Annotated in this window: 18 protein-coding genes and 1 pseudogene; 9 read left to right on the top strand and 10 right to left on the bottom strand. The window is 70.3% G+C overall.

What is annotated here, in order from left to right; all coding sequences use genetic code 11:
- Window positions 1-214: 214 nt before the first annotated feature.
- A complete protein-coding gene (locus tag AB0J02_RS30070) occupies window positions 215-949 on the bottom strand; it encodes an IclR family transcriptional regulator (protein ID WP_363196953.1) in 735 nt (244 codons plus the stop codon).
- 310 nt (window positions 950-1,259) lie between these two features.
- Between AB0J02_RS30070 and AB0J02_RS30065 the strand changes: the two genes are divergently transcribed.
- Window positions 1,260-1,640, top strand: a complete 381-nt coding sequence (locus AB0J02_RS30065; RefSeq protein ID WP_363196952.1) for a bifunctional 3-phenylpropionate/cinnamic acid dioxygenase ferredoxin subunit — start codon at window positions 1,260-1,262, stop codon at window positions 1,638-1,640.
- Window positions 1,641-1,672: 32 nt separating this feature from the next.
- On the top strand, window positions 1,673-2,953 hold the full coding sequence (locus tag AB0J02_RS30060) for an FAD-dependent oxidoreductase (RefSeq protein ID WP_363196951.1): 1,281 nt from the start codon (window positions 1,673-1,675) through the stop codon (window positions 2,951-2,953).
- A gap of 168 nt (window positions 2,954-3,121) precedes the next feature.
- Here the strand turns inward: AB0J02_RS30060 and AB0J02_RS30055 are convergent.
- Window positions 3,122-3,493 (bottom strand): annotated as a pseudogene (locus tag AB0J02_RS30055) (hypothetical protein); the annotation flags it as partial.
- Between the two features lie 507 nt (window positions 3,494-4,000).
- Here AB0J02_RS30055 and AB0J02_RS30050 point away from each other — a divergent pair.
- Genes AB0J02_RS30050 through AB0J02_RS30035 form a run of 4 tightly spaced genes read left to right on the top strand, consistent with a single transcriptional unit; the run spans window position 4,001 to window position 8,208 of the window.
- Window positions 4,001-6,703: a nitrate- and nitrite sensing domain-containing protein gene (locus AB0J02_RS30050; RefSeq protein ID WP_363196950.1), complete on the top strand. Its 2,703-nt coding sequence runs from the start codon at window positions 4,001-4,003 to the stop codon at window positions 6,701-6,703.
- Window positions 6,700-7,137, top strand: a complete 438-nt coding sequence (locus tag AB0J02_RS30045; RefSeq protein WP_363196949.1) for a roadblock/LC7 domain-containing protein — start codon at window positions 6,700-6,702, stop codon at window positions 7,135-7,137. The genes AB0J02_RS30050 and AB0J02_RS30045 overlap by 4 nt, the downstream gene beginning before the upstream one ends.
- Before the next feature lie 9 nt (window positions 7,138-7,146).
- On the top strand, window positions 7,147-7,551 hold the full coding sequence (locus tag AB0J02_RS30040; RefSeq protein ID WP_363196948.1) for a DUF742 domain-containing protein: 405 nt from the start codon (window positions 7,147-7,149) through the stop codon (window positions 7,549-7,551).
- A 51-nt stretch (window positions 7,552-7,602) separates the two neighbouring features.
- Window positions 7,603-8,208 (top strand): ATP/GTP-binding protein, encoded by a 606-nt coding sequence (locus AB0J02_RS30035; RefSeq protein ID WP_363196947.1) that lies wholly within the window; start codon window positions 7,603-7,605, stop codon window positions 8,206-8,208.
- Window positions 8,209-8,297: 89 nt separating this feature from the next.
- On the opposite strand, the gene glpK is transcribed toward AB0J02_RS30035, so the two are convergent.
- The 5 genes from glpK to AB0J02_RS30010 form a co-directional block, all read right to left on the bottom strand.
- Window positions 8,298-9,824, bottom strand: a complete 1,527-nt coding sequence (gene glpK / locus AB0J02_RS30030) for a glycerol kinase GlpK (RefSeq protein ID WP_363196946.1) — start codon at window positions 9,822-9,824, stop codon at window positions 8,298-8,300.
- A 67-nt stretch (window positions 9,825-9,891) separates the two neighbouring features.
- Window positions 9,892-10,659, bottom strand: coding sequence for an MIP/aquaporin family protein (locus AB0J02_RS30025; protein ID WP_363196945.1), 768 nt, complete (start codon window positions 10,657-10,659; stop codon window positions 9,892-9,894).
- A 452-nt stretch (window positions 10,660-11,111) separates the two neighbouring features.
- Window positions 11,112-12,302 (bottom strand): lipid-transfer protein, encoded by a 1,191-nt coding sequence (locus AB0J02_RS30020; RefSeq protein ID WP_363196944.1) that lies wholly within the window; start codon window positions 12,300-12,302, stop codon window positions 11,112-11,114.
- Complete coding sequence (locus tag AB0J02_RS30015) at window positions 12,299-12,757, bottom strand: zinc ribbon domain-containing protein (protein ID WP_363196943.1); 459 nt, start codon at window positions 12,755-12,757, stop codon at window positions 12,299-12,301. Before AB0J02_RS30015 ends, AB0J02_RS30020 begins: the two co-directional genes overlap by 4 nt.
- 161 nt (window positions 12,758-12,918) lie before the next feature.
- The gene (locus tag AB0J02_RS30010) at window positions 12,919-13,728 is read right to left on the bottom strand and encodes a M15 family metallopeptidase (RefSeq protein ID WP_363196942.1); all 810 of its coding nucleotides are present in this window, start codon (window positions 13,726-13,728) and stop codon (window positions 12,919-12,921) included.
- Window positions 13,729-13,800: 72 nt separating this feature from the next.
- Between AB0J02_RS30010 and AB0J02_RS30005 the strand changes: the two genes are divergently transcribed.
- Window positions 13,801-14,337: an NUDIX domain-containing protein gene (locus AB0J02_RS30005; protein WP_363196941.1), complete on the top strand. Its 537-nt coding sequence runs from the start codon at window positions 13,801-13,803 to the stop codon at window positions 14,335-14,337.
- 36 nt (window positions 14,338-14,373) lie between these two features.
- On the opposite strand, the gene AB0J02_RS30000 is transcribed toward AB0J02_RS30005, so the two are convergent.
- Complete coding sequence (locus AB0J02_RS30000; protein WP_363196940.1) at window positions 14,374-16,725, bottom strand: glycoside hydrolase family 31 protein; 2,352 nt, start codon at window positions 16,723-16,725, stop codon at window positions 14,374-14,376.
- Window positions 16,726-16,938: 213 nt separating this feature from the next.
- On the opposite strand from AB0J02_RS30000, the gene AB0J02_RS29995 reads away from it, so the two are divergent.
- Together AB0J02_RS29995 and AB0J02_RS29990 are read left to right on the top strand one after the other, a co-directional pair.
- Entirely contained in the window at window positions 16,939-18,912 is a 1,974-nt protein-coding gene (locus AB0J02_RS29995; RefSeq protein ID WP_363196939.1) for an acetoacetate--CoA ligase, read from the top strand.
- Window positions 18,913-19,014: 102 nt separating this feature from the next.
- Window positions 19,015-19,914, top strand: coding sequence for a hypothetical protein (locus AB0J02_RS29990; RefSeq protein ID WP_363196938.1), 900 nt, complete (start codon window positions 19,015-19,017; stop codon window positions 19,912-19,914).
- Between the two features lie 78 nt (window positions 19,915-19,992).
- Here AB0J02_RS29990 and ptsP read toward each other — a convergent pair whose 3' ends face one another.
- Window positions 19,993-21,663 carry a phosphoenolpyruvate--protein phosphotransferase gene (gene ptsP / locus AB0J02_RS29985; RefSeq protein ID WP_363196937.1) on the bottom strand — a complete coding sequence of 557 codons (1,671 nt, stop codon included), beginning with the start codon at window positions 21,661-21,663 and terminating at the stop codon, window positions 19,993-19,995.
- 77 nt (window positions 21,664-21,740) lie between these two features.
- Complete coding sequence (locus AB0J02_RS29980; protein WP_363196936.1) at window positions 21,741-22,190, bottom strand: PTS glucose transporter subunit IIA; 450 nt, start codon at window positions 22,188-22,190, stop codon at window positions 21,741-21,743.
- Window positions 22,191-22,834: the final 644 nt, after the last annotated feature.

The raw sequence follows: 22,834 nt of genomic DNA, 5'->3' as shown, positions 1-22,834 counted from the left end.
GGCAGTCGTTGTTCGCGCCCTGCGCTGTTGCGTATCGCAGGATCGGTTGCGTGATGAGAGACGCGATGAGAGACGATGGGAGCCATAGTGGGAACGTCGTCGAGGCCTCGTCAAGGGGCGGGCGCCAAGCCCTCGCAAAAGGGCGCCATGGCGCGAGGCGGGAAACGCGTTCGGCGCCCCGCGGCTCGCGGAGCGGTCGTTCCCGCGGACTCCCTCAGAAGCCGTGGCCCAGCCGGCGGGAGAGTTCGGCGGCGGCCGCGACGACGCGCTTGGCGAGCGCCGGCAGGCTCTCCTCGGTCAGTCGGTAGACCGGCCCCGACACGCTGATCGCCCCGATGACCTTGCCGTCGTGGGAACGGGCGGGCGCGGCCACCGCGGCGAGTCCGAGTTCCAACTCCTCGACGGCGACGGCGAATCCCTGCTCCTGCACCGTCTCCAGTTCGGCGCGCAGCGCGGTCGTGCCGGTGATCGTGTGCTCGGTGAACCGCGGCAGCGTGCGCGCCAGCAGCCCCTCGCGCATCACCTGCGACTGGTACGCGAACAGCACCTTGCCGCTGGACGTGGCATGCAACGGGGTACGCCGGCCGAGCCAGTTCTGCGCGGTCACGGACGCGGCGCCGCGCGCCTGCATGATGTTGACCGCCATGTCCTCGTCGAGCACCGCGATGTTCACCGTCTCGCCCAGCTCGTCCGCGAGTTCACGGCAGACCGGGCCGCCCTCCTGCGAGATGTCCAGGCGTACCGCCGCCGCCCCCGCGAGGCGCAGCATGCCCGCCCCCAGGTAGTACTTGCCGCGCTCCTTGGCCTGCCCGACCAGGCCGCGGTTCTCCAACACGCCGAGCAGCCGGAATGCCGTGGACTTGTGCACACCCAACTCGTCGGCGATCTCGGTGACTCCGGCCTCGCCGTGCCGGGCGAGGCTCTCCAGGACGCTCACGGCACGATCCACGGACTGGACGGCGCCGGCCGCGCCTCTGGGCGACTTCTCCGCGCCCGACGCGGTCGAGGATCCCGGCGCGGGTTCCGGCGCGTGTGAGGATTCCGGCGCGTTCGACGGATCGGATGTACCCGGCTCGGTCTGCGGTTGCTTGCGTGGCATGGCTCAACTCTCGCGACCTGGCGCCCCGTTGCCGGGACGCATCTTCGAGAAGCCCTTGACGCGAAGGGCACCCGACTCGGATTCTGTTGCGCAGTGCGCTCCCTCGTGCGCGATGTGAAACATCATGTTACCGAAGAGTCCCGGATCAAGAGGGGGGCCCGTGATACCCGTCTGCCGCCTTGAAGACCTCCCCGTGGGCGAGTCCGTCCGCGTCGACACCGTGCCGCCCATCGCGGTGTTCCACGCGGAGGGGAAGCTGTACGCCATCGACGACACCTGCACCCACCAGGACGCCTCGCTGTCCGAGGGCTGGCTGGAGGGCTGTCAGGTTGAATGCCCGCTCCACGAGGCTTCATTCGATCTCCGCACCGGACAGGCCACTTGTCTGCCGGCCCGCCGCCCCGTCCGCACCCACCGGGTGACCGTCGACGACGGCGTGATCCACGTCCACCCCGCAGCTTCCATCTCTACCTCTACCTCTACCCCTACCCCTACCTCTACCTCTACCTCGGCTACGGCTCCGGCTGGCAATGCGGCGTAGCCACCCGTCAGCACAGAGAAGGGCACTGCCTCATGAGGACCGTGACCGTGGTCGGCGCTTCCCTCGCCGGGCTGTACGCGGCACGCGAGTTGCGTGCCCAGGGTTTCGACGGGCGTCTGGTGATCGTGGGAGAGGAGCCGCACCCGCCGTACGACCGGCCCCCACTGTCCAAGGACTTCCTCACCGGCCGGGCCGGTGAGGGCCGACTCGCCCTCTGTGATGCCGAGGAGACCCGGGAACTCGGCGCCGAATGGCTGCTCGGTGTGCGAGCGGCCGGGCTCGACGCCCAGGCACGCACCGTGCTCCTGGAGGACGGCCGGGCCGTGTGCGGCGACGGCGTCGTCATCGCCACCGGCGCGCGTGCCCGACGGCTGCCGGGCCCGCGCCTCGCAGGCGTGCACACCCTGCGCACGCTCGACGATGCCCGCTGCCTCCGCGCCGACCTGCTGCGCGGTCCCCAGCGGGTCGTCGTCATCGGCGGCGGCTTCATCGGCGCCGAGACCGCCTCCTCCTGCATCGCACTCGGCCACCACGTCACCGTCGTCGAGGCCGCGCCACTGCCCCTGCTGCCCCAGCTTGGCCCCGAACTGGCGTCGGTCTGCGCGGAGTTGCAATGTCGCGGGGGAGCGCGGCTGTTCACCGGAGTGGGCGTGGCGGAGCTGCTCGGCGCGCCGTGCACCGGCAGTGCCGAGCCGGCCGCCGATGGTCCTCACGCGAACGCTCCCCGCGTGATGGGCGTGGTCCTCAGGGACGGCCGGACGCTCCCGGCCGACGTCGTCGTCGTCGGCATCGGTGCCGTGCCGAACACCGACTGGCTGTCCGGCTCGACGACAGCCGTGCGCGACGGCGTGCGCTGCGACGACGGAGTGCTCTGCGACGACGGCTGCGTCACGGCGCTGCCCCAGATCGTGGCCGTCGGCGACGTGGCCCGCGTCGGCGGCGCGCGCGCCGAGCACTGGACCAGCGCCACGGCCCAACCCCGGGTCGCCGTACGCAATCTGCTGGCCGGCCGCACCGTGGAGCGGGCGGATCCACTGCCCTACTTCTGGTCGGACCAGTACGGCTCCCGCATCCAGTTCGCCGGACGCCGCCGCGAGGGCGACCTCGTCCGCATCGTGGAGGGCTCGCCGCGGGACGGCCGCTTCCTCGCACACTACGAGCGCGACGGGATCACCACCGCCGTCCTCGCGCTCGACATGCCCCGCCCCTTCACCAAGATCCGGCGTGAACTGGCCCGCGCCGAAACGCGGGACCCGGCTCCGGCTCCGGCCAAGGCTCCGGTTCCGGTGATGGGGGCGGTCGGGGGCAGCTGAGCACCGGCGGCTCCCACTCGTGGCACGGGCACGCGGGTCAGCTCGGCCGACTCCGCAGTCTCGTATACAGCTACAGCTACAGCTACAGCTACGGCCACAACCACAACCACAACCACAACCACAATCACAGCTACGGCGATGGCTACGGCTCAACGTCCGCATCTCATCTCACGTATGCGTCAACTGCCCGGCCCCACCGTGCCTCCGTATGCTCTCCGGCGCCTGCCGCGCCGCCCGGCGGGCCCGGCGCCGCTCCTTGCGCAGTTGACGAGCCGTGCTGGACGGCACCGAGACGACACCGTGCCGCTGGTTCCACACCTGGCGCGTCACCCAGACGTCGAGCACGCCCCACGTCGCCACCACCGTGCTGGCCACGCTGCTGAGCACCATGGGGAACGCCAGCCAGGAATCGGCGAGCGTGCACAAGAAGGCGACCATCGCCTGTATCAGCGTGAGCGCGCTGATCAGGACGGCCCGCACCGCCGCCTTCCGGACCGGGTCGGGCATCCGGCGCCGCTTCGCCGGCTCCTCGACCCACAATTCCCTCTGCCCCGCCGCATCCATCACCACATCACTCCCCACAGCTACCAGGCCCCGGATCCGATGCCGGCCCCAGACGCGATGCCACGCACCGGCCTGCACAGTGACTGCCCGGTTTGCTCTGCTTCAGGCCACCTCTCGGTGCCCTCCCCGTGCCCCATCCACATCCTGCGAAGCAATCAGTGCATGTGAAGCGTTCGATGAAGAAGACGAACAACAGCCCGGGAAGATTCCCGGATCCGGGCAACTGCCCCGACCCAGAGGTCCGAACCGAAGATTTCAAGCCAACTGCCGCTCGGTGTCGTCCGATTTTGATCGCCGGTCCAGTCCGGATTCTCGGGATGCAATCTCCCCCAATGCCCGGACAACTCGGGGCGTCCACCTGGGCAGCGGACCGGACAGTGTCCGGACGGGCCTTCGAGTTACTCCTGTGTCAGTAGTAGGCTCGCGCCGTTTGTTGACGCACATGTGTGCCCCTGACCACCCGGGGCCGATCTGGGGGAGGCCATGCGCTTTCGCGGGAAGTCCATCCGCCGGAAGATCGTGGCGTTGCTGCTGGTACCGCTCCTGTCGCTGACAGCGATCTGGGCGTTCGCCTCAGTGATCACGGGGCGCGCCGCCATGCAGCTGTTCTCAGCGGGCAGGAGCGCCGACGCGATCGGCTATCCGCTGGTCGACACCGGCCGCGCCCTGCAGGAGGAACGCCGGCAGACCCTCGTCTATCTCGCCGACCCCCGGGCCTCGGACGCCCAGTCCGCCCTGCGGACCCGGCGCTCCGCCTCCGACGAGCAGATGTCCCGGATCAAGGAGAAGGCCGCCGACGCGGGCCTGCGCGACAATCTGAGCGGCGCCGCACGCGGCGTACTGGACGCCGCCGTCGAGGGCTTCGAAGGCATTGAGTCGCTGCGCAGGAACGTCGACGACGGAACCGTCACCCGAGCACAGGCCCTGACCTTCTACACCCGCCTGATCGAGCCGACGTACGACTTCCTCCTCGACCTCACCGCGCTCGACGACTCCACGGTGGAACGCCAGGGCCGCGCCGTCGTCGGCGTCATCGAGGCCCGCGAACTGCTCTCCAGGGAAGACGCGTTGCTCGGCTCCGGCCTCGTCGCCGGCCGGCTCACCCAGGAAGAGCTGCGCCGGCTCTCCGACCTCGTGGCCCAGCGCACCCTCCTGTACGACGCGAATCTCGCGCTGCTTCCCGCCGACGAACGCGCCCGCTTCCAGCGCTACTGGCGCAGCCCCGACACCAACCCGCTGCGCACCGCAGAGAACGCCGTCGTGAACGGCGCGCCCGGCACGCCCAAGGGCGTCACCGCCGCAAGCTGGGACAAGGCCTCCGGGCAGGTCCTCGACGAGCTCTCCGACCGCGACACCGCGGCCGCCGAGCGCTACCAGGACCGGGCCCGCCCGGTCGCCGTCAAGGTGTTCCTGCGGGCCGGGATCGCCGGCGTGCTCGGCCTGCTCGCCCTGCTCGTCTCCCTGTTCATGTCGGTCCGTATCGGGCGCGGTCTCGTCCGCGACCTGCGCCGTCTGCGCCTGGAAGCCCATGAGGCCTCGGGCGTCCGGCTGCCGGGCGTCATGCGCCGCCTCGCCGCGGGCGAGGAGGTCGACATCGAGACCGAGGCCCCGCGCCTCGAATACGACAAGAACGAGATCGGGCAGGTCGGCCAGGCCCTCAACACCCTGCAGCGCTCCGCCGTCGAAGCGGCCGTGAAACAGGCAGAGTTGCGCCGCGGTGTCTCCGAGGTGTTCGTCAACCTCGCCCGCCGCAGCCAGGTCCTCCTCCACAAGCAGCTGACCCTGCTCGACGCCATGGAACGCAGGACCGACGACACCGACGAACTCGCCGACCTGTTCCGCCTCGACCACCTGACCACCCGCATGCGCCGCCACGCCGAGGGCCTCGTGATCCTCTCCGGGTCCGCCCCCTCCCGGCAGTGGCGCAAACCCGTACAGCTCATGGACATCGTGCGGGCCTCCGTCGCCGAGGTCGAGGACTACGAGCGCATCGAGGTGCGCCGCCTGCCGCGGATCGCGGTGACCGGACCCGCCGTCGCCGACCTCACCCACCTCGTGGCCGAACTCCTGGAGAACGCCACGGTGTTCTCGCCGCCGCACACCGCCGTCCAGGTCCTCGGCGAGCGCGTCGCCAACGGCTTCACGCTGGAGATCCACGACCGCGGCCTCGGCATGGCCGCCGACGGCCTCCTCGACGCCAACCTGCGGCTCGCCGAGACCCCCGAGTTCGAACTGTCCGACACCGACCGGCTCGGCCTCTTCGTCGTCAGCCGCCTCGCGCAACGGCAGAACGTCCGCGTCTCCCTGCAACCGTCCCCGTACGGAGGCACGACCGCGGTCGTCTTCATCCCGGACGCGCTGCTCACGGACGCCCCCGACACCGAAGGCACCGGGTTCCGCCTCGACCGGCCCGACGCGGCGCGGCTGGTGACCCCGGCCGGCCTCAACACGTCCGACGGACTGCCCGGACTGCCCGCCTCCGTGCTGGACGGCCCGATCGAGCTCGAAGCGCCGCTGAGCACCTCCGACATGACCCCCTTCCCGGGAGCCCTGGGCGACGACGACAGCGAACGCGGCGCCCTGTTCCGCCCCCGCCGCCCCGTCGCGGGAAGCTCCGGCGAGCAGCACCAGCAGGCCGACGAGCCCGGCAGCGGCCACGGCACGGGGCGCGACGCGACGCCGGAGGGACTCGTACCGCTGCCGCGCCGCCGAGCCCCCAAGCTCGTCAGCTCGCACGGCCGGCCCGTCACGCGCACCCGCCCCGCCTCGCTCGACCGCGGCGGCGCCGGGGAACCGGGGGAGCGGCACGACCGCGGCAGCGGCGACGGGCTCCGCGACACCCCGCCGGCGCCCTTGACGGACCTCCCCAGGAGGCGCGCCAGGGCAGCGGCGCCGAGCGAGCCCGAGCAGCAGCCGGGTCCCATGACCGGGGGCCTGCCCAAGCGGGTACGACAGGCCAACCTGGCCCCGCAGTTGAAGGACGGGCCCGATCTGCGCGGTGACCGCGCGACGGCCCGCGACGAACCAGTCTCCGCACCGCCCGCCGACCGGGACGCCGACGAGGTACGCGACCGGATGGCCTCGCTCCAGCGTGGCTGGCGGCGCGGCCGCGAGGAGAACGCCGAGAGCGACAACAGCGCCGACGGCACAGCACAGGGAACGACTTCTGAGGGGGACGGTCGATGACCGCACCGAAGGCCACCGCGCACACCACGAACGGTGGTTCGGGGGAGCTCAACTGGCTCCTCGACGACCTGGTCGAACGTGTCGCCAGCATCCGCAAGGCGCTCGTCCTCTCCGGGGACGGGCTGCCGACGGGGGTCTCCAAGGACCTCAGCCGGGAGGACAGCGAACATCTCGCCGCCGTCGCCTCCGGCTTCCACAGCCTCGCCAAGGGGGTCGGGCGGCACTTCGAGGCGGGGAGCGTCCGGCAGACCGTCGTCGAACTCGACGACGCCTTCCTGTTCGTCACCGCGGCCGGTGACGGCAGCTGTCTCGCGGTCCTGTCCGACGCGGACTCCGACGTCGGTCTCGTCGCCTACGAGATGACCCTGCTGGTCAAGCGGGTGGGCGCACATCTGGGGACGGCTCCGCGCGCGGATCAGCCTGCTGGGGGGTAGTGGGACGGCATGAGCGCAGACGGTGAGGGGACGCAGGAGACGCACCACTGGTTCGACGACGAGGCCGGACCCGTAGTGCGTCCGTATGCCATGACACGCGGCCGCACCACCAGCGCGGCCCAGCACCGCCTCGACCTGATCGCGGTCGTCGTCGCGGAGTCCCGTGACGACGACCCGGTGGCCGACCAGACCCTGTCGCCGGAGCACGTCGACATCGTCGGACTCTGTCAGGACGCCCCGCAGTCGGTCGCCGAACTCGCCGCGGAACTCGACCTGCCCGTAGGCGTGGTACGCGTCCTCATAGGCGATCTGGTCGACGACGAACTGGTCCATGTGACCCGCCCCGTGCCGCCCGCGGAACTGCCCGACGAGAGCATTCTGCGCGACGTCATCGACGGCCTCAGAGCCCTCTGACAGGGCCTTGCACAGCACCCAGCGACATCAGTGAGGCAGGAGAGACAACCCATGATCTTCGGGCGTTCCGAGCGTGGCAAGGGCCCCGTCGAGCCCGTCACGCTCAAGATCCTGGTGGCCGGCGGCTTCGGCGTGGGCAAGACCACGCTCGTCGGCGCGGTCAGCGAGATCAGGCCCCTGCGCACGGAGGAGTTACTGAGCGAGGCGGGCCGGCCCGTCGACGACACCCAGGGCGTCGAGGGCAAGCACACCACCACGGTTGCCATGGACTTCGGCCGGATCACGGTCCGCAAGGACCTGGTCCTCTACCTGTTCGGCACCCCGGGCCAGGACCGCTTCTGGTTCCTGTGGGACGAACTCGCCACCGGAGCGCTGGGCGCCGTCGTCCTCGCCGACACCCGCCGTCTGGAGGACTGCTTCGCCGCCGTCGACTACTTCGAGCGGCGCTCCATCCCCTTCGTGATCGGCGTCAACTGCTTCGAGGGAGCCGACCGTTACCCCGCCGACTCGGTGCGGCAGGCGCTCGACCTGGACGCGGGCGTCCCCGTCGTCCTGTGCGACGCACGGGAGAAGGACTCCGTGAAGAACGTCCTCATCGACGTCGTCGAGCACGCCGCGGCGGCGGCCGCCCGCCGCCGGCAGCCCGCGGTGACCTGACCCCGTACAGAGCCGTACAGCGCACCACGCGCGCGTAGAGACGTCCTACGCCACTACGCGCGCGGGGCGGCTTGGTGCACTCGGGGGACTTACGCCCCGGCCCCTTCCTCCTCGTGCCAGCCGAAGCTCTTCTCCACCGCCTTGCGCCAGTTCTGGTATTCACGGTCCCGGACCTGCGCGTCCATCGACGGCGACCACTCGGCGTCCCGCTGCCAGTGGGCCTTCAGTTCGTCCAGGTCGTTCCACACGCCCGTCGCGAGCCCCGCGGCGTACGCGGCACCCAGACACGTCGTCTCGGAGATCCTGGGCCGGATGACGGGCACCCCGAGCACATCCGCCTGGTGCTGCATCAGAAGGTTGTTCTTCGTCATGCCGCCGTCGACCTTGAGGGTCGTGATCTGCACTCCGGAGTCCTGGTACATGGCGTCGACGACCTCGCGGGTCTGCCAGCTCGTCGCCTCCAGTACGGCACGGGCCAGATGCCCCTTGGTGACGTACCGGGTCAGGCCCGTGACGACACCCCGCGCGTCGGAGCGCCAGTACGGCGCGAACAGGCCGGAGAACGCCGGCACGATGTACGCCCCGCCGTTGTCGTCGACGCTCGCCGCCAGCGCCTCGATCTCGTCGGCGGTCTTGATGATGCCGAGCTGATCACGGAACCACTGCACCAGGGCGCCGGTGATCGCGATCGCGCCCTCCAGGCAGTACACGGGCGGCTCGGAGCCGATCTTGTACCCCATGGTGGTGAGCAGCCCGTTCTTCGAGGGCACCGGCCGGTCACCGGTGTTGAGCAGCAGGAAACTGCCCGTCCCGTACGTGTTCTTCGCCGTGCCCGTGTCGTAACAGGCCTGCCCGAAGACCGCCGCCTGCTGGTCGCCCAGCGCGGAGGCGACGGGCACGCCGGAGAGCTGGCCCACCGCCGTGCCGTACACCTCGGCGGACGAACGGATCTCCGGGAGGACCGCCTCGGGGACGTTCATCGCCGACAGGATCGAGGGATCCCACTGGAGGGTCTCCAGGTTCATCAGCATGGTGCGCCCGGCGTTGGTGACGTCCGTGACGTGCACGCCGCCGTCGGTGCCGCCGGTCAGGTTCCAGATCAGCCACGAGTCGATCGTGCCGAAGGCGATCTCGCCCCGCTCCGCGCGGGCCCGAAGGCCGGGCACGTTGTCGAGGAGCCAGGCGGCCTTCGGCCCGGAGAAGTAGCTGGCCAGCGGCAGACCGGTCCGGTCGCGGAACCGGTCCTGACCGTCCGTGCCGCCCAGCTCCTTGCACAGCGCCGAGGTCCGCGTGTCCTGCCACACGATCGCGTTGTGCACCGGTTTGCCGGTCGCACGGTCCCACAGGACCGTCGTCTCGCGCTGGTTGGTGATGCCGAGCGCGCTGAGCTGGTCGGCCCGCAGGCCCGCCTTGGCGAGTGCACCGGCGACCACGGCCTGGACCTTGGACCAGATCTCGGAGGCGTCGTGCTCCACCCAGCCGGGCTTGGGGAAGATCTGGCGATGCTCGCGCTGGTCGACGGCGACGATCTCGCCGGCGTGGTTGAAGATGATGCAACGGCTGGAGGTGGTGCCCTGGTCGATGGCGGCGACGTACTTCACGGAGTTGTCGGGCATGGCTACCCCTTCGTGAGGAGACGGTCGTGCGGGAGAGAGTTGTCGTGTGTGCTTCGGAAGCCGCGCTTCAGAACGCTGCGTTGTAGATGACGCCCGCGAGCGCTCCGCCGAAGAGTGGTCCGACGACCGGGATGAGTGCGTAACCCCAGTCGGAGGTGCCCTTGTTCGGGATGGGCAGGAACTGGTGCACGATGCGCGGGCCCAGGTCACGGGCCGGGTTGATCGCGTAGCCCGTGGGCCCGCCGAGCGACAGACCGATGCCCACCACGACCAGTGCCACGACCAGCACCTGCGTGCCCGACTCGCCCAGCCCCTTGGTCAGCCCGAAGGCGAGGACGGGCAGGACCAGCGCCATCGTCGCGATGATCTCCGTGATCAGGTTCGCGACCGGGTTCCGGATCTCCGGGATCGTCGAGAAGATCCCCAGCGTCGGGGTCGGTCCGTCCTCGCCCGCACCGGTCGCCGCGCCCTCCGCGCTCTTCGCGCCCGCGCCCACATTGGCGTTGAACTGCGCGAGATAGACCAGGTACGCGAGGACGGCGCCCAGCATCGCCCCGACCATCTGGCCGCACAGATAGACCCAGACCTTGTCCCACTTGCCGGTGTCGACGGCGATGCCGAGGGTGACGGCGGGGTTGAGGTGGCCGCCCGAGAGCGGCGCGGCCGTGTACGCCCCGGCGAGGACGCCGAAGCCCCAGCCGAACGCGATGACGATCCACCCGGAGGCCCTCGCCTTGGAGTATTTGAGGGTGACTGCGGCGCAGACGCCCGCGCCGAAAAGGATCAGAATGGCGGTGCCGATGACCTCACCGACGAAGATGTCTCCATTGCTCATGGCGGCTCCTAGGCCCTCGCCCGGGGCCCTCGCCCCGGTCCTCCGTGCAGGGTGCGTTTCCCATGGCTGGTTCTGGCGACTTCAGCCGACGGCAAGGGTGTGTGCCGCACCCCGCCCGGCCTCCGTGACGAGCGTGCCCGCACAGCCGCCGATCGTGGGGGGAGCGGCCCGACCTGCCACAACACGGCAGGCAGCGCCCCCAGGGCAGACAAAGAACCCGAGTGGGCGGTGGGCCGGCATGCGGCGATGCCGACTGACACCCGGAAGTGTTCACCGGCCGTACTGGAGCGTCAAGGTCGCGGACCGCACCGGTTAACCGGTGGCAAGCCATCCTCTAAGTTCCCTCCTGCACAAGGGAGTTGGGTCGCCGGTGCGGAGCATGCGGCACCTGCCCGTACACCGTGTGCCGGTACCGCACGCACCGGTACGGTTCGTGCCCGTACCGCGCGGGATCAGCGCACGGCGACGACCGACGAGCCGTGGCCGAACAGCCCCTGGTTGGCGGTGATCCCGACCCGGGCCCCCGCCACCTGCCGGGCACCGGCCGTGCCCCGCAACTGCCATGTCAGCTCGCAGACCTGGGCGATCGCCTGCGCCGGAACCGCCTCGCCGAAGGAGGCGAGCCCGCCGCTGGCGTTCACCGGTATGCGGCCGCCGAGCGCGGTCACGCCCTCACGGAGCAGCTTGGCCCCCTCACCCCCGCCGCACAGCCCGAGGTCCTCGTACCACTGCAACTCCAGGGCGGTGGACAGGTCGTAGACCTCCGCGAGCGACAGGTCCTCCGGTCCGATTCCGGCCTCTTCGTAGGCGGCGTGGGCGATCGAGGCCCGGAAGACCGGCCCGCGCGGCTCGGCGCCGGCGGCCGAATCCGTGGCGATGTCGGGAAGGTCCAGGACGGTGTTGGGATAGGTCGGCGTCACCGTGGAAACGGCCCGGATACGGACCGGGTCCGCGGCCCCGTGCCGACGCGCGAACTCCATGCTGGACAGCACCAGCGCCGCGCCCCCGTCCGAGGTCGCGCAGATGTCGAGCAGGCGCAGCGGATCGGCCACGACGGCGGATCCGGCGACCTCCTCGGCCGTCACCGCGGTGCGGTACCGCGCATTCGGGTTGAGCGCTCCGGATGCCGCGTTCTTCACCTTGACCTGGGCGAAGTCCTCCAGGGTGTCGCCGTGCAGGGCCATGCGGCGGCGGGCGTAAAGGCCGAAATACGTCGGGTTCGTCGCCCCCAGCACCCGGAAGCGCAGCCAGTCAGGGTCATCGGGCCGCTCCCCGCCCGCGGGGCGGAAGAAGCCCTTGGGAGCGGCATCCGCCCCCACCACGAGTACGACGCCGGCCAGCCCCGAAAGAATCTGCGCCCGCGCCGTGTTGACCGCCTGCGCCCCCGAAGCGCATGCCGCGTACACACTCGCGACCCGCGCCCCCTGCCAGCCGAGGGCCTTCGCGAACGTCGCCCCCGCCACATAGCCCGGATAGCCGCCGCGCATCGTGCCCGCGCCGACCACGGAGCCCACGTCCCGCCAGTCCATGCCCGCGTCGGCCAGCGCGGCCCGCGCCGCCGCCGTCCCGTACTCGATGAAGCTCCGCCCCCATTTGCCCCAGGGGTGCATGCCCGCGCCGAGCACCGCCACGTCCTGCGTCATGCCGTCACCCCCGTCGGCCGCCAGTGCCATGTCGTCCAGGCCGTGCCGCTCTCGTCGTCCCCGTCCTCGCTCAGCACGCCCGGTACGACCTCCACCTCCATGCCGACCTCCAGATCGGTCACGGAGATCCCGGGCACTCCCTGGCCGAGCACCACGAGTCGCTCTGCCGCAAGCTCCACAGCGATCAACGTGTAGGGCCGCCAGGGAAGTTCCCGATCCGAGACGTACGGCGCCGGCGGCCGGTAGCGGGCGTCGGTGTACGACCAGACCCGTCCGCGCCGCGACAGCGGCACCTCGTCCAGGTCGCCGCCCGCGCAGCCGGGATTGCGGCACGACGCGTCCTCGCGCGGGAAGAACACCGACGCACACGCCGAGCAGCGTGTCCCCAGCAGGCGGAAGTCGTCCCCTTCCCCGGCGAACCAATCGGTCACGACGGGTGTACGCGCACGCGCCACAGTTCCTCCCCGGCAGCAGATCTGACGGAACGTCAGAAGTGTGGCACGGGCAGCCGGATGACGTCAGGGGTCCCGCAGAACCGTGTGCGCCTTCTGTGCGTCCGTGTAATCGGTGAGAGCGCGGCCGGGGCCCACGGGGGTGGTTCCGGCCGCGCCTCTCCTCACCGGCCGGTGAGGGACCGCCGGGAGACCGGGAAGTCGAAGTAGGTGTCGGGGAAGAGCTCGGGCTTGTACGTGAAGTGCCACCACTCCTCGGGCAGGTTGACGAACCCCTGCCCCGAGAGCGTGTCCCGCAGCAGATCCCGGTTGGTCCGCTGCACATCCTGGATGCGCGGATCATCCGTGTGAGCGAGCGTGTCGAAGCAGTCGAACCCCGTGCCCATGTCCACGGAGTTGTCGGGGAACCGGTCCGCCTTCGGCCCATAACAGGCAGCGAGCCGCTCCCCGGGCACGTAAGGACGCGTCGGCCGGGCCGGCAGCTTCACGAGGGTGAGATCGACCGTGGAGCCGCGACTGTGCCCCGACTTCTCCGCGATGTAACCGTCAGCGAACAAGCGCGTCTTGTCGACCCGCGGATAGAACTCCGCCTTCATCTTCTGGTCGTCGAGATCCTTGGCCCACCGCACGAAGTGGTCGACCGCCCGCTGCGGCCGATAACAGTCGTACACCTTCAGGGAGTAACCCCTCTTCAGGAGCGTGACCTGCGCCTTGTGGAGAGCCTTCGCGGCAGGTCTCGTAACGATGCACATCGGCTTCTTGTAGCCGTCGACCGGCGCACCCACGAAGTCGTGCTCCGTGTAGTAGCGCATCTCCTGAATGATCGTCGGGTCCATGTCGCGGAGAGCGACGAAGTCCTCGGGCGCCTTCGGCTCGGACGTCGCATGAGCGGTCGACGGGGCGGCGACCACGCCGAGCAGCGCGGCGGCCGTCATGGCGGCGAGTTTCCGTAGGGCGGTGGCAGTTCGCGTCATGGCCCCTGGATCTACCAGGAGATCACCCCTCCGGGGAAGCCCGTGCACGAGTGATCGGATACAGTCCGCGCCGTGTCCGCATCAACCCACCCCACGATCAACCCCGTGCCGGATTCCCACTGTTCGAGCTGCGGGGCCGCCTACGGGATCGAAACGACCGGCTGGCCGCGTACCTGCCCGGCCTGCGACTCCGTCGCCTACCGCAACCCCCTGCCCGTCGCGATCGCCCTGCAGCCCGTGTACGACGCGGACGGCACGGCCCTGGTCGTGATCACCCGCACCATCGCGCCCGCGCGCGGGGAGCCCGCGCTGCCCGGCGGGTTCATCGACGACCGGGAGGACTGGCGGCAGGCCGTCGTCCGCGAGCTCAAGGAGGAGACGGGCATCGACGCGGCTGGCCGCGACGTACGCCTCGTGGACGCCCTGAGCGCCCCGGACGGCCACCTCCTGCTCTTCGGGGCGCTGCCCGAACGCCCGGCCGCGCAGCTGCCCGTCAGCGCCCCGACGGACGAGACGGCCGGCTGGCACCTCCTGCGCCGCCCGGCCGAACTGGCCTTCCCCCTGCACACCCTGGCAGTCAAGGCATGGTTCGACGGCCGCTACATGTGAACGACGTGACCGGCCCGAGAGCCCGCTGAAAAGCGTTCAGAGGCCGCGCACACGTACCGGGTACGGCGGTGCGCCGCCGTCCCCACCCTCCTCCTCCACGACCACCCGCCCCTGGCTCCAGCGCACCCGAAACCGCTCGGCCGCGGGCTCCTCCCACCCGTTACCCGCATCCGGTACGAGAAGGCCACCACCCGTACGACCGGCCTCCGGAGCCCACACCTCCAGCTCGATCGCACCGCTCCCGCCTCGTACGGGAAGCACCGCGCCGGCGCGAGCCAGCACCGGAACACGCGACAAGGGGGCATCGACCGTCACCTGCCCAGGGCCCTCGAACGCCGCGCCGGTCGCCGTGTCGTACCAGCGTCCACCGGGCAGCCGCACGGTTCGCCGCTCATCTCCCGGCTCCAGCACAGGAGCGACCAGCAGGCAGTCCCCCAACAAGAAGGCGTCCTCGCAGTCCCGCAGACCGCGCTCCTCCGGAGCCCCCCACCACAAGGGGCGCACATAGGGAGCACCCGTACGCCGAGCGAGGTGAGCGAGCGTCATGAAGTAGGGGAGGAGACGACGCCGCTCGTCCAGCACCACGCGCGCGTGCCCCAACACCTCGTCACCGAAGGCCCAGGGCTCCCGCCGACCCGCCGGCGACGCCGAGTGCGCGAAGAACAGCGGCAAATAGGCACTCAGTTGAAGCCGGCGCAAGTAGAGCTCGGGAGACGGATCCCCCTCGAACTCGCCTACATAAGGCCCCGAGTACGGCACGCCGCACAGCCCGAGACCGATCACCAGGGACAGTGAGGCACGCAACCCTGGCCACCCGGCTGCCAGGTCCCCCGACCATGCCCCTCCGTAGCGCTGCATTCCCGCCCAGCCGGAACGGGAGAGCACGAACGGCCGCTCCCGTGGCTGGAGTTCACGCAGCCCCTCGTAGCCCGCCCGGGCCATGCACAGGCCGTAGACGTTGTGCGCCTCACGATGGTCACCGCCGCCACCCTCCAGCGCGTGCCGCGCCGACCGGGGCAGCACCGGGCCGAACGCGGCGGAGGACATGGCCTCGTTCCTGCCGTGCCGGAACCCGGAGAAACCCTGTGCCAGGCGCTCCTCGTACAGCCCGCCCCACCACTTGCGGACACCCTTCGCGGTGAAGTCCGGGTACACCGACTCACCAGGCCGCACGACCCCGCGTATCAGGTGGCCCGCCCCGTCCCGCACAAAGGCGTCGATCGACCGTCCCGCGTCGAACGCCGCACCCCCGCGCTCGGCCCTGACCGCCGGATCGACGACGGACACCAACCGGACGCCGTCTCCGTGCACGTCCTCAGTGAGACGGGACAAGGAGGAGAAGCGTTCCGGGTCGTCGGCGGAAGTCCGCCGCGCCGCATGAGGGTCGATGTCCACATGCACGGCGTCCAGCGGCAGGGCGCGCTCCTTGTAGGCGGCGACGATCTGCCGCACCTCCTCCTCGCTGCCGACATGCCGACGCGCATAGTGATGACCCAGCGCCCACGAAGGCGGCACGGCCGCGGCACCTGTCAACTGCGCCCACGTATGAAGAACACGCGCGGGCGTGCCCACCACGACCCAGCACCGCAACGGGCCGCCCTCGACGCGCAGTTCACCCGTACCCGGCCGATCGTGCCCCGACCCCGCGCCCTCACGACCCTCTCGCAGACTCACCGTGCCGTCCCACGTGCTGTCGTAGAACACCAGGTGCGTGCCCGCGTCGGCGACCACCATCTGCACCGGCATCGTGATCGACAGCGGATCGTCCCCGGGACTGTCCGGACCGCCCGGATCGGCGTTCCACAAGGCGTACGTACCGTCCCGCAACCGAGGACCCGCCGCGCGCGCCCCGAGCCCGAAGAACCGTGCGTCCGCGGAGACCTCCGAGCGCTGCACCCACCGTGCCTCTCCGCCGCCCTCGGGCTCCCACCAGCGCGGCGGCAGATCACGACGCAGCATCACGCCGCCCGGTGTGCACACCTGGACGGCGCCGTGCCGCGACACCGCCACGGTCGCCCGCTCGGACACCACGCGCCAGCCACCGTCCTTGTCCGGCTCCAGAACGGCCCGCGGATCCGCCTCAGGGCACCCACCGGCCAGGCCGTAGGACGGCGTGGGCCCGGCCCCGTCCCACCCCCAGAACACGGCGCCGCTCGCCGTGACCACGACCCGCACACGCGACCGCTCGAAACGCACCACACCGCCGCCCGGCTCGGGATCCACCCCGACCACGTCCCCCGGGACCCGGGCCCGCTCGGGACCCCTTTGCGCGAGCCCCACGGATTCCGCCCGACGCTGCCGCCATGAGGCCCGCACTGCGCGCAGCCCCCGGGCCGGCCCCACCACAGAGACCGCCTTCACCGAGCGCACCAGGTCACGACCGTTCATGCTGCTCACCCTGCCACTCGGCGCCACGCGCGCGTGGCGCGTTCAACTTCCGTTCACCCGTGGCCGCGGCACATCTGCACAGCACGGACTGTGTGGGGCACACCCTGGTGTCGAAGTCGATCACGTGGCATCGTCCTGTCAGCCGCCTCACGCGCACACCCCAGCCCGTGTGCGCCGACGACGCGCACACCGCGTATTACCAGGAGCCGCCCCATGACCACAGCGAACCCCGCCCCGCTCTGGCAGCCCGACGAGCAGCAGATCGCCGACGCGCAGGTCACCCGGTTCCAGGCCTGGGCCGCCGAACAGCACGGAGCGCCCGCGGAGGGCGGCTACGAGGCACTGCACCGCTGGTCCGTCACCGAACTCGACACGTTCTGGAAAGCCGTCACCGACTGGTTCGACGTGCGGTTCACCCACCCCTACGCGCGCGTACTGGGCAGCCGAGCGATGCCCGGCGCCGAGTGGTTCCCCGGAGCCACCGTGAACTACGCGGCCCACGCGCTGCGCACCGCCGACGACCCCGCGCGCGCGGACACCCCCGCCATCCTGCACGTGGACGAGACGCAGGAGCAGCGCCCCGTCACCTGGACGGAACTGCGTCGGCAGGTCGGCTCGCTCGCCGCCGAACTGCGCACCCTGGGCGTACGTCCCGGTGACCGCGTCAGCGGCTACCTGCCCAACATCCCCGAAGCCGTCGTCGCCCTCCTGGCCAGCGCGACCGTCGGCGCTGTATGGACATCGTGCGCCCCCGACTTCGGGGCCCGCAGCGTCCTGGACCGATTCCAGCAGGTCGAGCCCGTCGTCCTGTTCGCCGTCGACGGCTACCGCTACGGAGGCAAGGAACACGACCGCCGCGACACCGTGACGGAACTCCGCTCCGAACTGCCCTCCCTGCGCGGCGTGGTGCACATCCCTCTCCTGGGAAGCGAAGCCCCGGAAGGCGCCCTCGCATGGTCGGCGCTCACCTCCGCCGACGTGACACCCGTCTACGAAGAGGTGCCTTTCGACCACCCTCTCTGGGTGCTCTACTCCTCCGGCACGACCGGTCTGCCCAAGGCCATCGTCCAGTCACAGGGCGGCATCCTCGTCGAACACCTCAAGCAGCTCGGCCTGCACTGCGACCTCGGCCCCGACGACCGCTTCTTCTGGTACACGTCCACGGGCTGGATGATGTGGAACTTCCTCGTCTCCGGCCTCCTCACCGGCACCACGATCGTCACCTACGACGGAAGCCCCGGCTTCCCCGGGACCGGCGCACAGTGGTCCATCGCCGAACGCACCGGAGCGACCCTCTTCGGCACCTCCGCCGCGTACGTCATGGCCTGCCGCAAGGCCGGCGTGCGCCCCTCCCACGACCACGACCTGTCCCGCGTGAAGTGCGTGGCCACGACAGGATCCCCGCTCCCACCGGACGGCTTCCGCTGGCTGCACGACGAGGTCCGCGCCGACCTCTGGATCGCCTCGGTCAGCGGCGGCACCGACGTCTGCTCCTGCTTCGCCGGAGCCGTGGCCACGCTCCCCGTGTACATCGGCGAGCTCCAGGCCCCCGGCCTCGGCACCGACCTGCAGGCCTGGGACCACGAGGGAAACCCGGTCGTCGACGAGGTCGGTGAACTCGTCGTCACCAACCCCATGCCCTCCATGCCGATCCGCTTCTGGAACGACCCCGACGGCAGCCGCTACCACGACAGCTACTTCGACACCTACCCCGGAGTCTGGCGACACGGCGACTGGATCACCGTCACCTCCCGAGGCTCCGTCGTCATCCACGGCCGCTCCGACTCCACCCTCAACAGGCAAGGCGTCCGCATGGGTTCCGCGGACATCTACGAAGCGGTGGAGCGCCTCCCCGAAATCCGCGAGTCGCTCGTCATCGGCCTGGAACAGCCGGACGGCGGCTACTGGATGCCGCTCTTCGTGCACCTCGCCCCCGGCGCTGTCCTCGACGACGACCTGCGCGCCCGGATCAAACTGACCATCCGCGAACAGCTCTCCCCGCGGCACGTCCCCGACGAGATCATCGAAGCCCCGGGCGTCCCGCACACCCTCACCGGCAAACGCATCGAAGTCCCGGTGAAGCGCCTCCTGCAGGGCACCCCGCTCGAAAAGGCGGTCAACCCCGGCTCAATCGACAACCTCGAACTGCTCCGTTTCTACGAGGAGATCGCCCGCAAGCGAGCCTGACGGCCACCCGGCGTCCGGCCGTGCGAGCCGCCCCCACGGCGTTGTCAGTGCCGACGATTACTCTGAGTGAGCAATGATCGACGAGCGTACTCAGGGGGAATCATGGCGGGCACCCAGCACAGCCGGACGACGGGCACACGGCACATCCTGCGCCGCGAAGTCGCGGGCACGATCGGCCTGTTGGCCGACGAGCAGGACTTCACGGAGATGCGGCGCTACCGCAGCTTCACCTTCGACGACCACACCGCGTATCTGCGGCAGGTGGAAGAACTCCTCAAATCCCTGGCCGCGGCAGGAGGCCACACCACGGTCGCGCTCTTCGACCCCGGGGAGTACGCCGAGTTCTGCGCGGACGCAGGCCTCGAACCCGACACCCCGATCAGCCGTACGCGCTTCACGGCGGAACTGGCCTCGACCGGCCCGTCGATCCCGTACGAGGGCCAGCCCCTGGCCGACCTCGTCCCGGACCTCGTGGAGGAAGCCGTCCGCCGGGCGACCTGGGAGTACGCCTCCTCCGTCCTCGCCCGCATCGGCCCCTGCGCGGTATGCGGGCAGGACATGGGACGGGCAGCCTTCGCGCGCGCCTCGTATCTGGTGGCCCGGGTGATCGACACCATCGGAGAAGGCGCCCACCACTGGGTGTGCAGCGTCCCCACGGGAAAGCAGACGCTGCTGGCGGTGCTCCACGTCGATGCCGCCACGCCCGGCACCGTCCGCCTCGAGGAGAGCGCGGCGATGGAGCTCACGACCGTGATGGCGCTGGCCATCGTCACCGAGGGGCCCTGCGCACTGGTAGTCCGCACCACCGCCGACAAGAGCGACCGCGTCTACGGCTGGCGCCTCAAGGACGAGAACCTCAAGCAGCTGACCGCGGCCCAGGTCTTCGACGCGTACTGCACCGACGCCTTCTCCGGTGATCTGACGGCACCGGAACCCGGAGTCGACTACTGCACCGCACCCGAAGTGGAGGACCCGGCCCCCGAGAGCCGGCACCACCACTGACCGACCCGGCGGGAAACGCCCTGAGGGCGCCCCACCCACAGGTGGAGCGCCCTCAGGAGAGACAGCGTGCGCGGGCGACTACTCGCCGGACAACACGGCCTGCGCGGCCGAACGGGCCTCTTCGGCGGAGTCCGCGGCGCGGGCAGCGGCAGCCGCACGCTCACACTGGGCCAGCGTGTACTTGCCGAGCGTCGCCCGGACATACGGAATCGACGCGGCACCCATGGAAAGAGAGGTGACACCCAGACCGGTCAGCACACAGGCCAGAAGCGGGTCGGACGCGGCCTCGCCGCACACGCCACAGCTCTTGCCCTCCGCCCGCGCCGCGTCGGCGGACAGCGCGACCAGGTCGAGCAGTGCGGGCTGCCACGGGTCCTGCAGACGCGAGACGGCGCCGACCTGACGGTCCGCCGCGAACGTGTACTGGGCCAGGTCGTTGGTGCCCAGCGACAGGAATTCGACCTCCTGCAGCACGGAGCGCGCACGCAGCGCGGCGGACGGAATCTCCACCATCGCACCGTACTTGGCCTGCAGACCGGCCTCACGGCAGGCATCGGCGAACGCCTTGGCGTCGGCCCGGTCGGCCACCATCGGAGCCATGACCTCGAGGTATACCGGCAGCCCCTCGACGGCCTTGGCCAGCGCGGTCAGCTGCGTACGCAGCACCTCGGGGTGGTCGAGGAGCGACCGCAGGCCACGCACGCCCAGAGCCGGGTTGGGCTCGTCGGCGGGGGTGAGGAAGTCCAGCGGCTTGTCGGCGCCGGCATCCAGCACCCGCACGACGACACGGCCCTCGGGAAACGCCTCGAGTACCTGACGGTAGGCCTCGACCTGCTTCTCCTCGGTCGGTGCCTGCTTGCTGTCATCGAGGAAGAGGAACTCGGTGCGGAAGAGACCGACACCCTCGGCACCCGCCTCGACGGCGGCCGGGACGTCAGCCGGACCACCGATGTTGGCGAGCAGCGGTACCTTGTGCCCGTCCGAGGTGGCACCCGGGCCGGTCGAGCCGGCCAGCGCCGCCTTGCGCTCGGCGGCCGAGGCCTCCAGAGCGGCCCGCTTCTCCGGCGTCGGGTCCACGAAGATCTCGCCGGTGCTGCCGTCGACAGCCACGACGGTGCCCTCCGCCAGCTCACCGGCGCCCGGCAGCGCCACAATGGCAGGCACTCCGAGAGCACGGGCCAGGATCGCGCTGTGGCTGGTCGGCCCGCCTTCCTCGGTGACGAAGCCGAGCACGAGCGTGGGGTCCAGCAGCGCGGTGTCCGCGGGCGCCAGGTCACGGGCGATGAGCACATACGGCTTGTCGCTGTCCGGGACGCCGGGCATCGGAACACCCAACAAGCGGGCCACGATGCGGTTCCGCACGTCGTCGAGGTCCGCCACCCGACCGGCCATGTACTCGCCGGCGCCCGCCAGAAGTTCGCGGTAGTGCGAGAACGCGTCATAGATCCCACGCTCGGCCGTGCTGCCGACGGTGATACGACGGTCGACATCGGCGATGAGCTCAGGGTCCTGAGCGATCATGGCCTGGGCCTCGAGCACCGCCTGCGCCTCGCCACCGGCCAGATTGCCGCGGGCGATCAGGTCGGCCGCGACGGCTTCGACGGCCTGGCGGGCGCGCCCCTGCTCGCGCTCGGCCTCCTCCGGCGGAATCTGCTTGGCCGGCGGCTCGAGCACCGCAGTCCCCATGTGCCGAACCTCGCCGATCGCCACACCGTGGCTCACGCCGACGCCCCGAAGCGTTGTCTCCATCTCACCCGTCTCCGATAGTGCGGCGGGCCGAGCCGCCGCGATGGTATTCCTGCCGGCCGCCAGTGACGACGTCCGGCTCACTTCCAGCTGAAGAGAGCGTCGCCGGACTTGAGGTCGCCGCTCTCGGCGACGTCAGCCAGCGATTCGGCGCTGGCCTCGAGCGCGACGACCGGGCACACCGGCGACTTGCCCGCGGCCTCGACCGCGGCCGGGTTCCAGCGGACCACGGCCTGGCCTCGCTGGACGGTGTCACCCTTGTTGACGAGCAGCTCGAAGCCCTCGCCATTGAGCTGGACGGTGTCGATGCCCAGGTGCGTCAGCACCCCGTGACCCTCCTCGTCCACGACGACGAAGGCGTGCGGGTGCAGGGACACAACGATGCCGCTGACGGGAGCGACGGCCTCGGAGGGCTCGCGGATGGGGTCGATGGCGGTGCCGGGGCCGACCATCGCACCGGAGAACACCGGGTCAGGAACAGCGGAGAGCCCGATGGCGCGTCCTTCAAGAGGGGACGTCACACTGGTCATGGCAAGCCTCCCAGGGGGCCGAGATTCATGGTCGTCGTCACTGCGTGTCGTGGACGACGTACTGTTCAGAAGCGTAAGTCATAAAAAGTCCCGGTTCCGCACGAGAGGTACCGGTTGGCAGTCGTAGGGACACCCGGCAAACGATTTGCGCCGCACCCCGGCCCCATGTACTGTCGTACTCCTGCCTGGGGCCGTCCGACGCCATCGAGCGTCCTTCATCCCGGCAGCATCTATCAAGTCAAACCTTATCTTCGATCAGCTTCTGCATGTCCGCAGATGAGTGGTCAGACGGTCAAGAAAAGCCTGGTAGTGTTCCATCCCGCCGGAAAGGAAACCGCGAAAAGCGGAATTCCTGGAAAGCGGAGCAAAATCCCGAGGAAATCGGATCGGAAAGATCTGATAGAGTCGGAAACGCAAGACCGAAGGGAAGCGCCCGGAGGAAAGCCCGAGAGGGTGAGTACAAAGGAAGCGTCCGTTCCTTGAGAACTCAACAGCGTGCCAAAAGTCAACGCCAGATATGTTGATTACCCCGTCTCCGGCCGTCACGGCCGGGACGAGGTTCCTTTGAAAAAGTCCTGTCGGCCCTTGCGGCTGGCAGGCGCACAGCGAGGACGCTGTGAACGGACGGGATTATTCCTCCTGTC

Origin of the sequence: Streptomyces sp. NPDC050264 (assembly GCF_040655895.1) — a bacterium.
Lineage (GTDB): Bacteria > Actinomycetota > Actinomycetes > Streptomycetales > Streptomycetaceae > Streptomyces.
The sequence above is the reverse complement of the archived record's forward strand: the minus strand, read 5'-3'. Positions and strand labels throughout refer to the sequence as shown.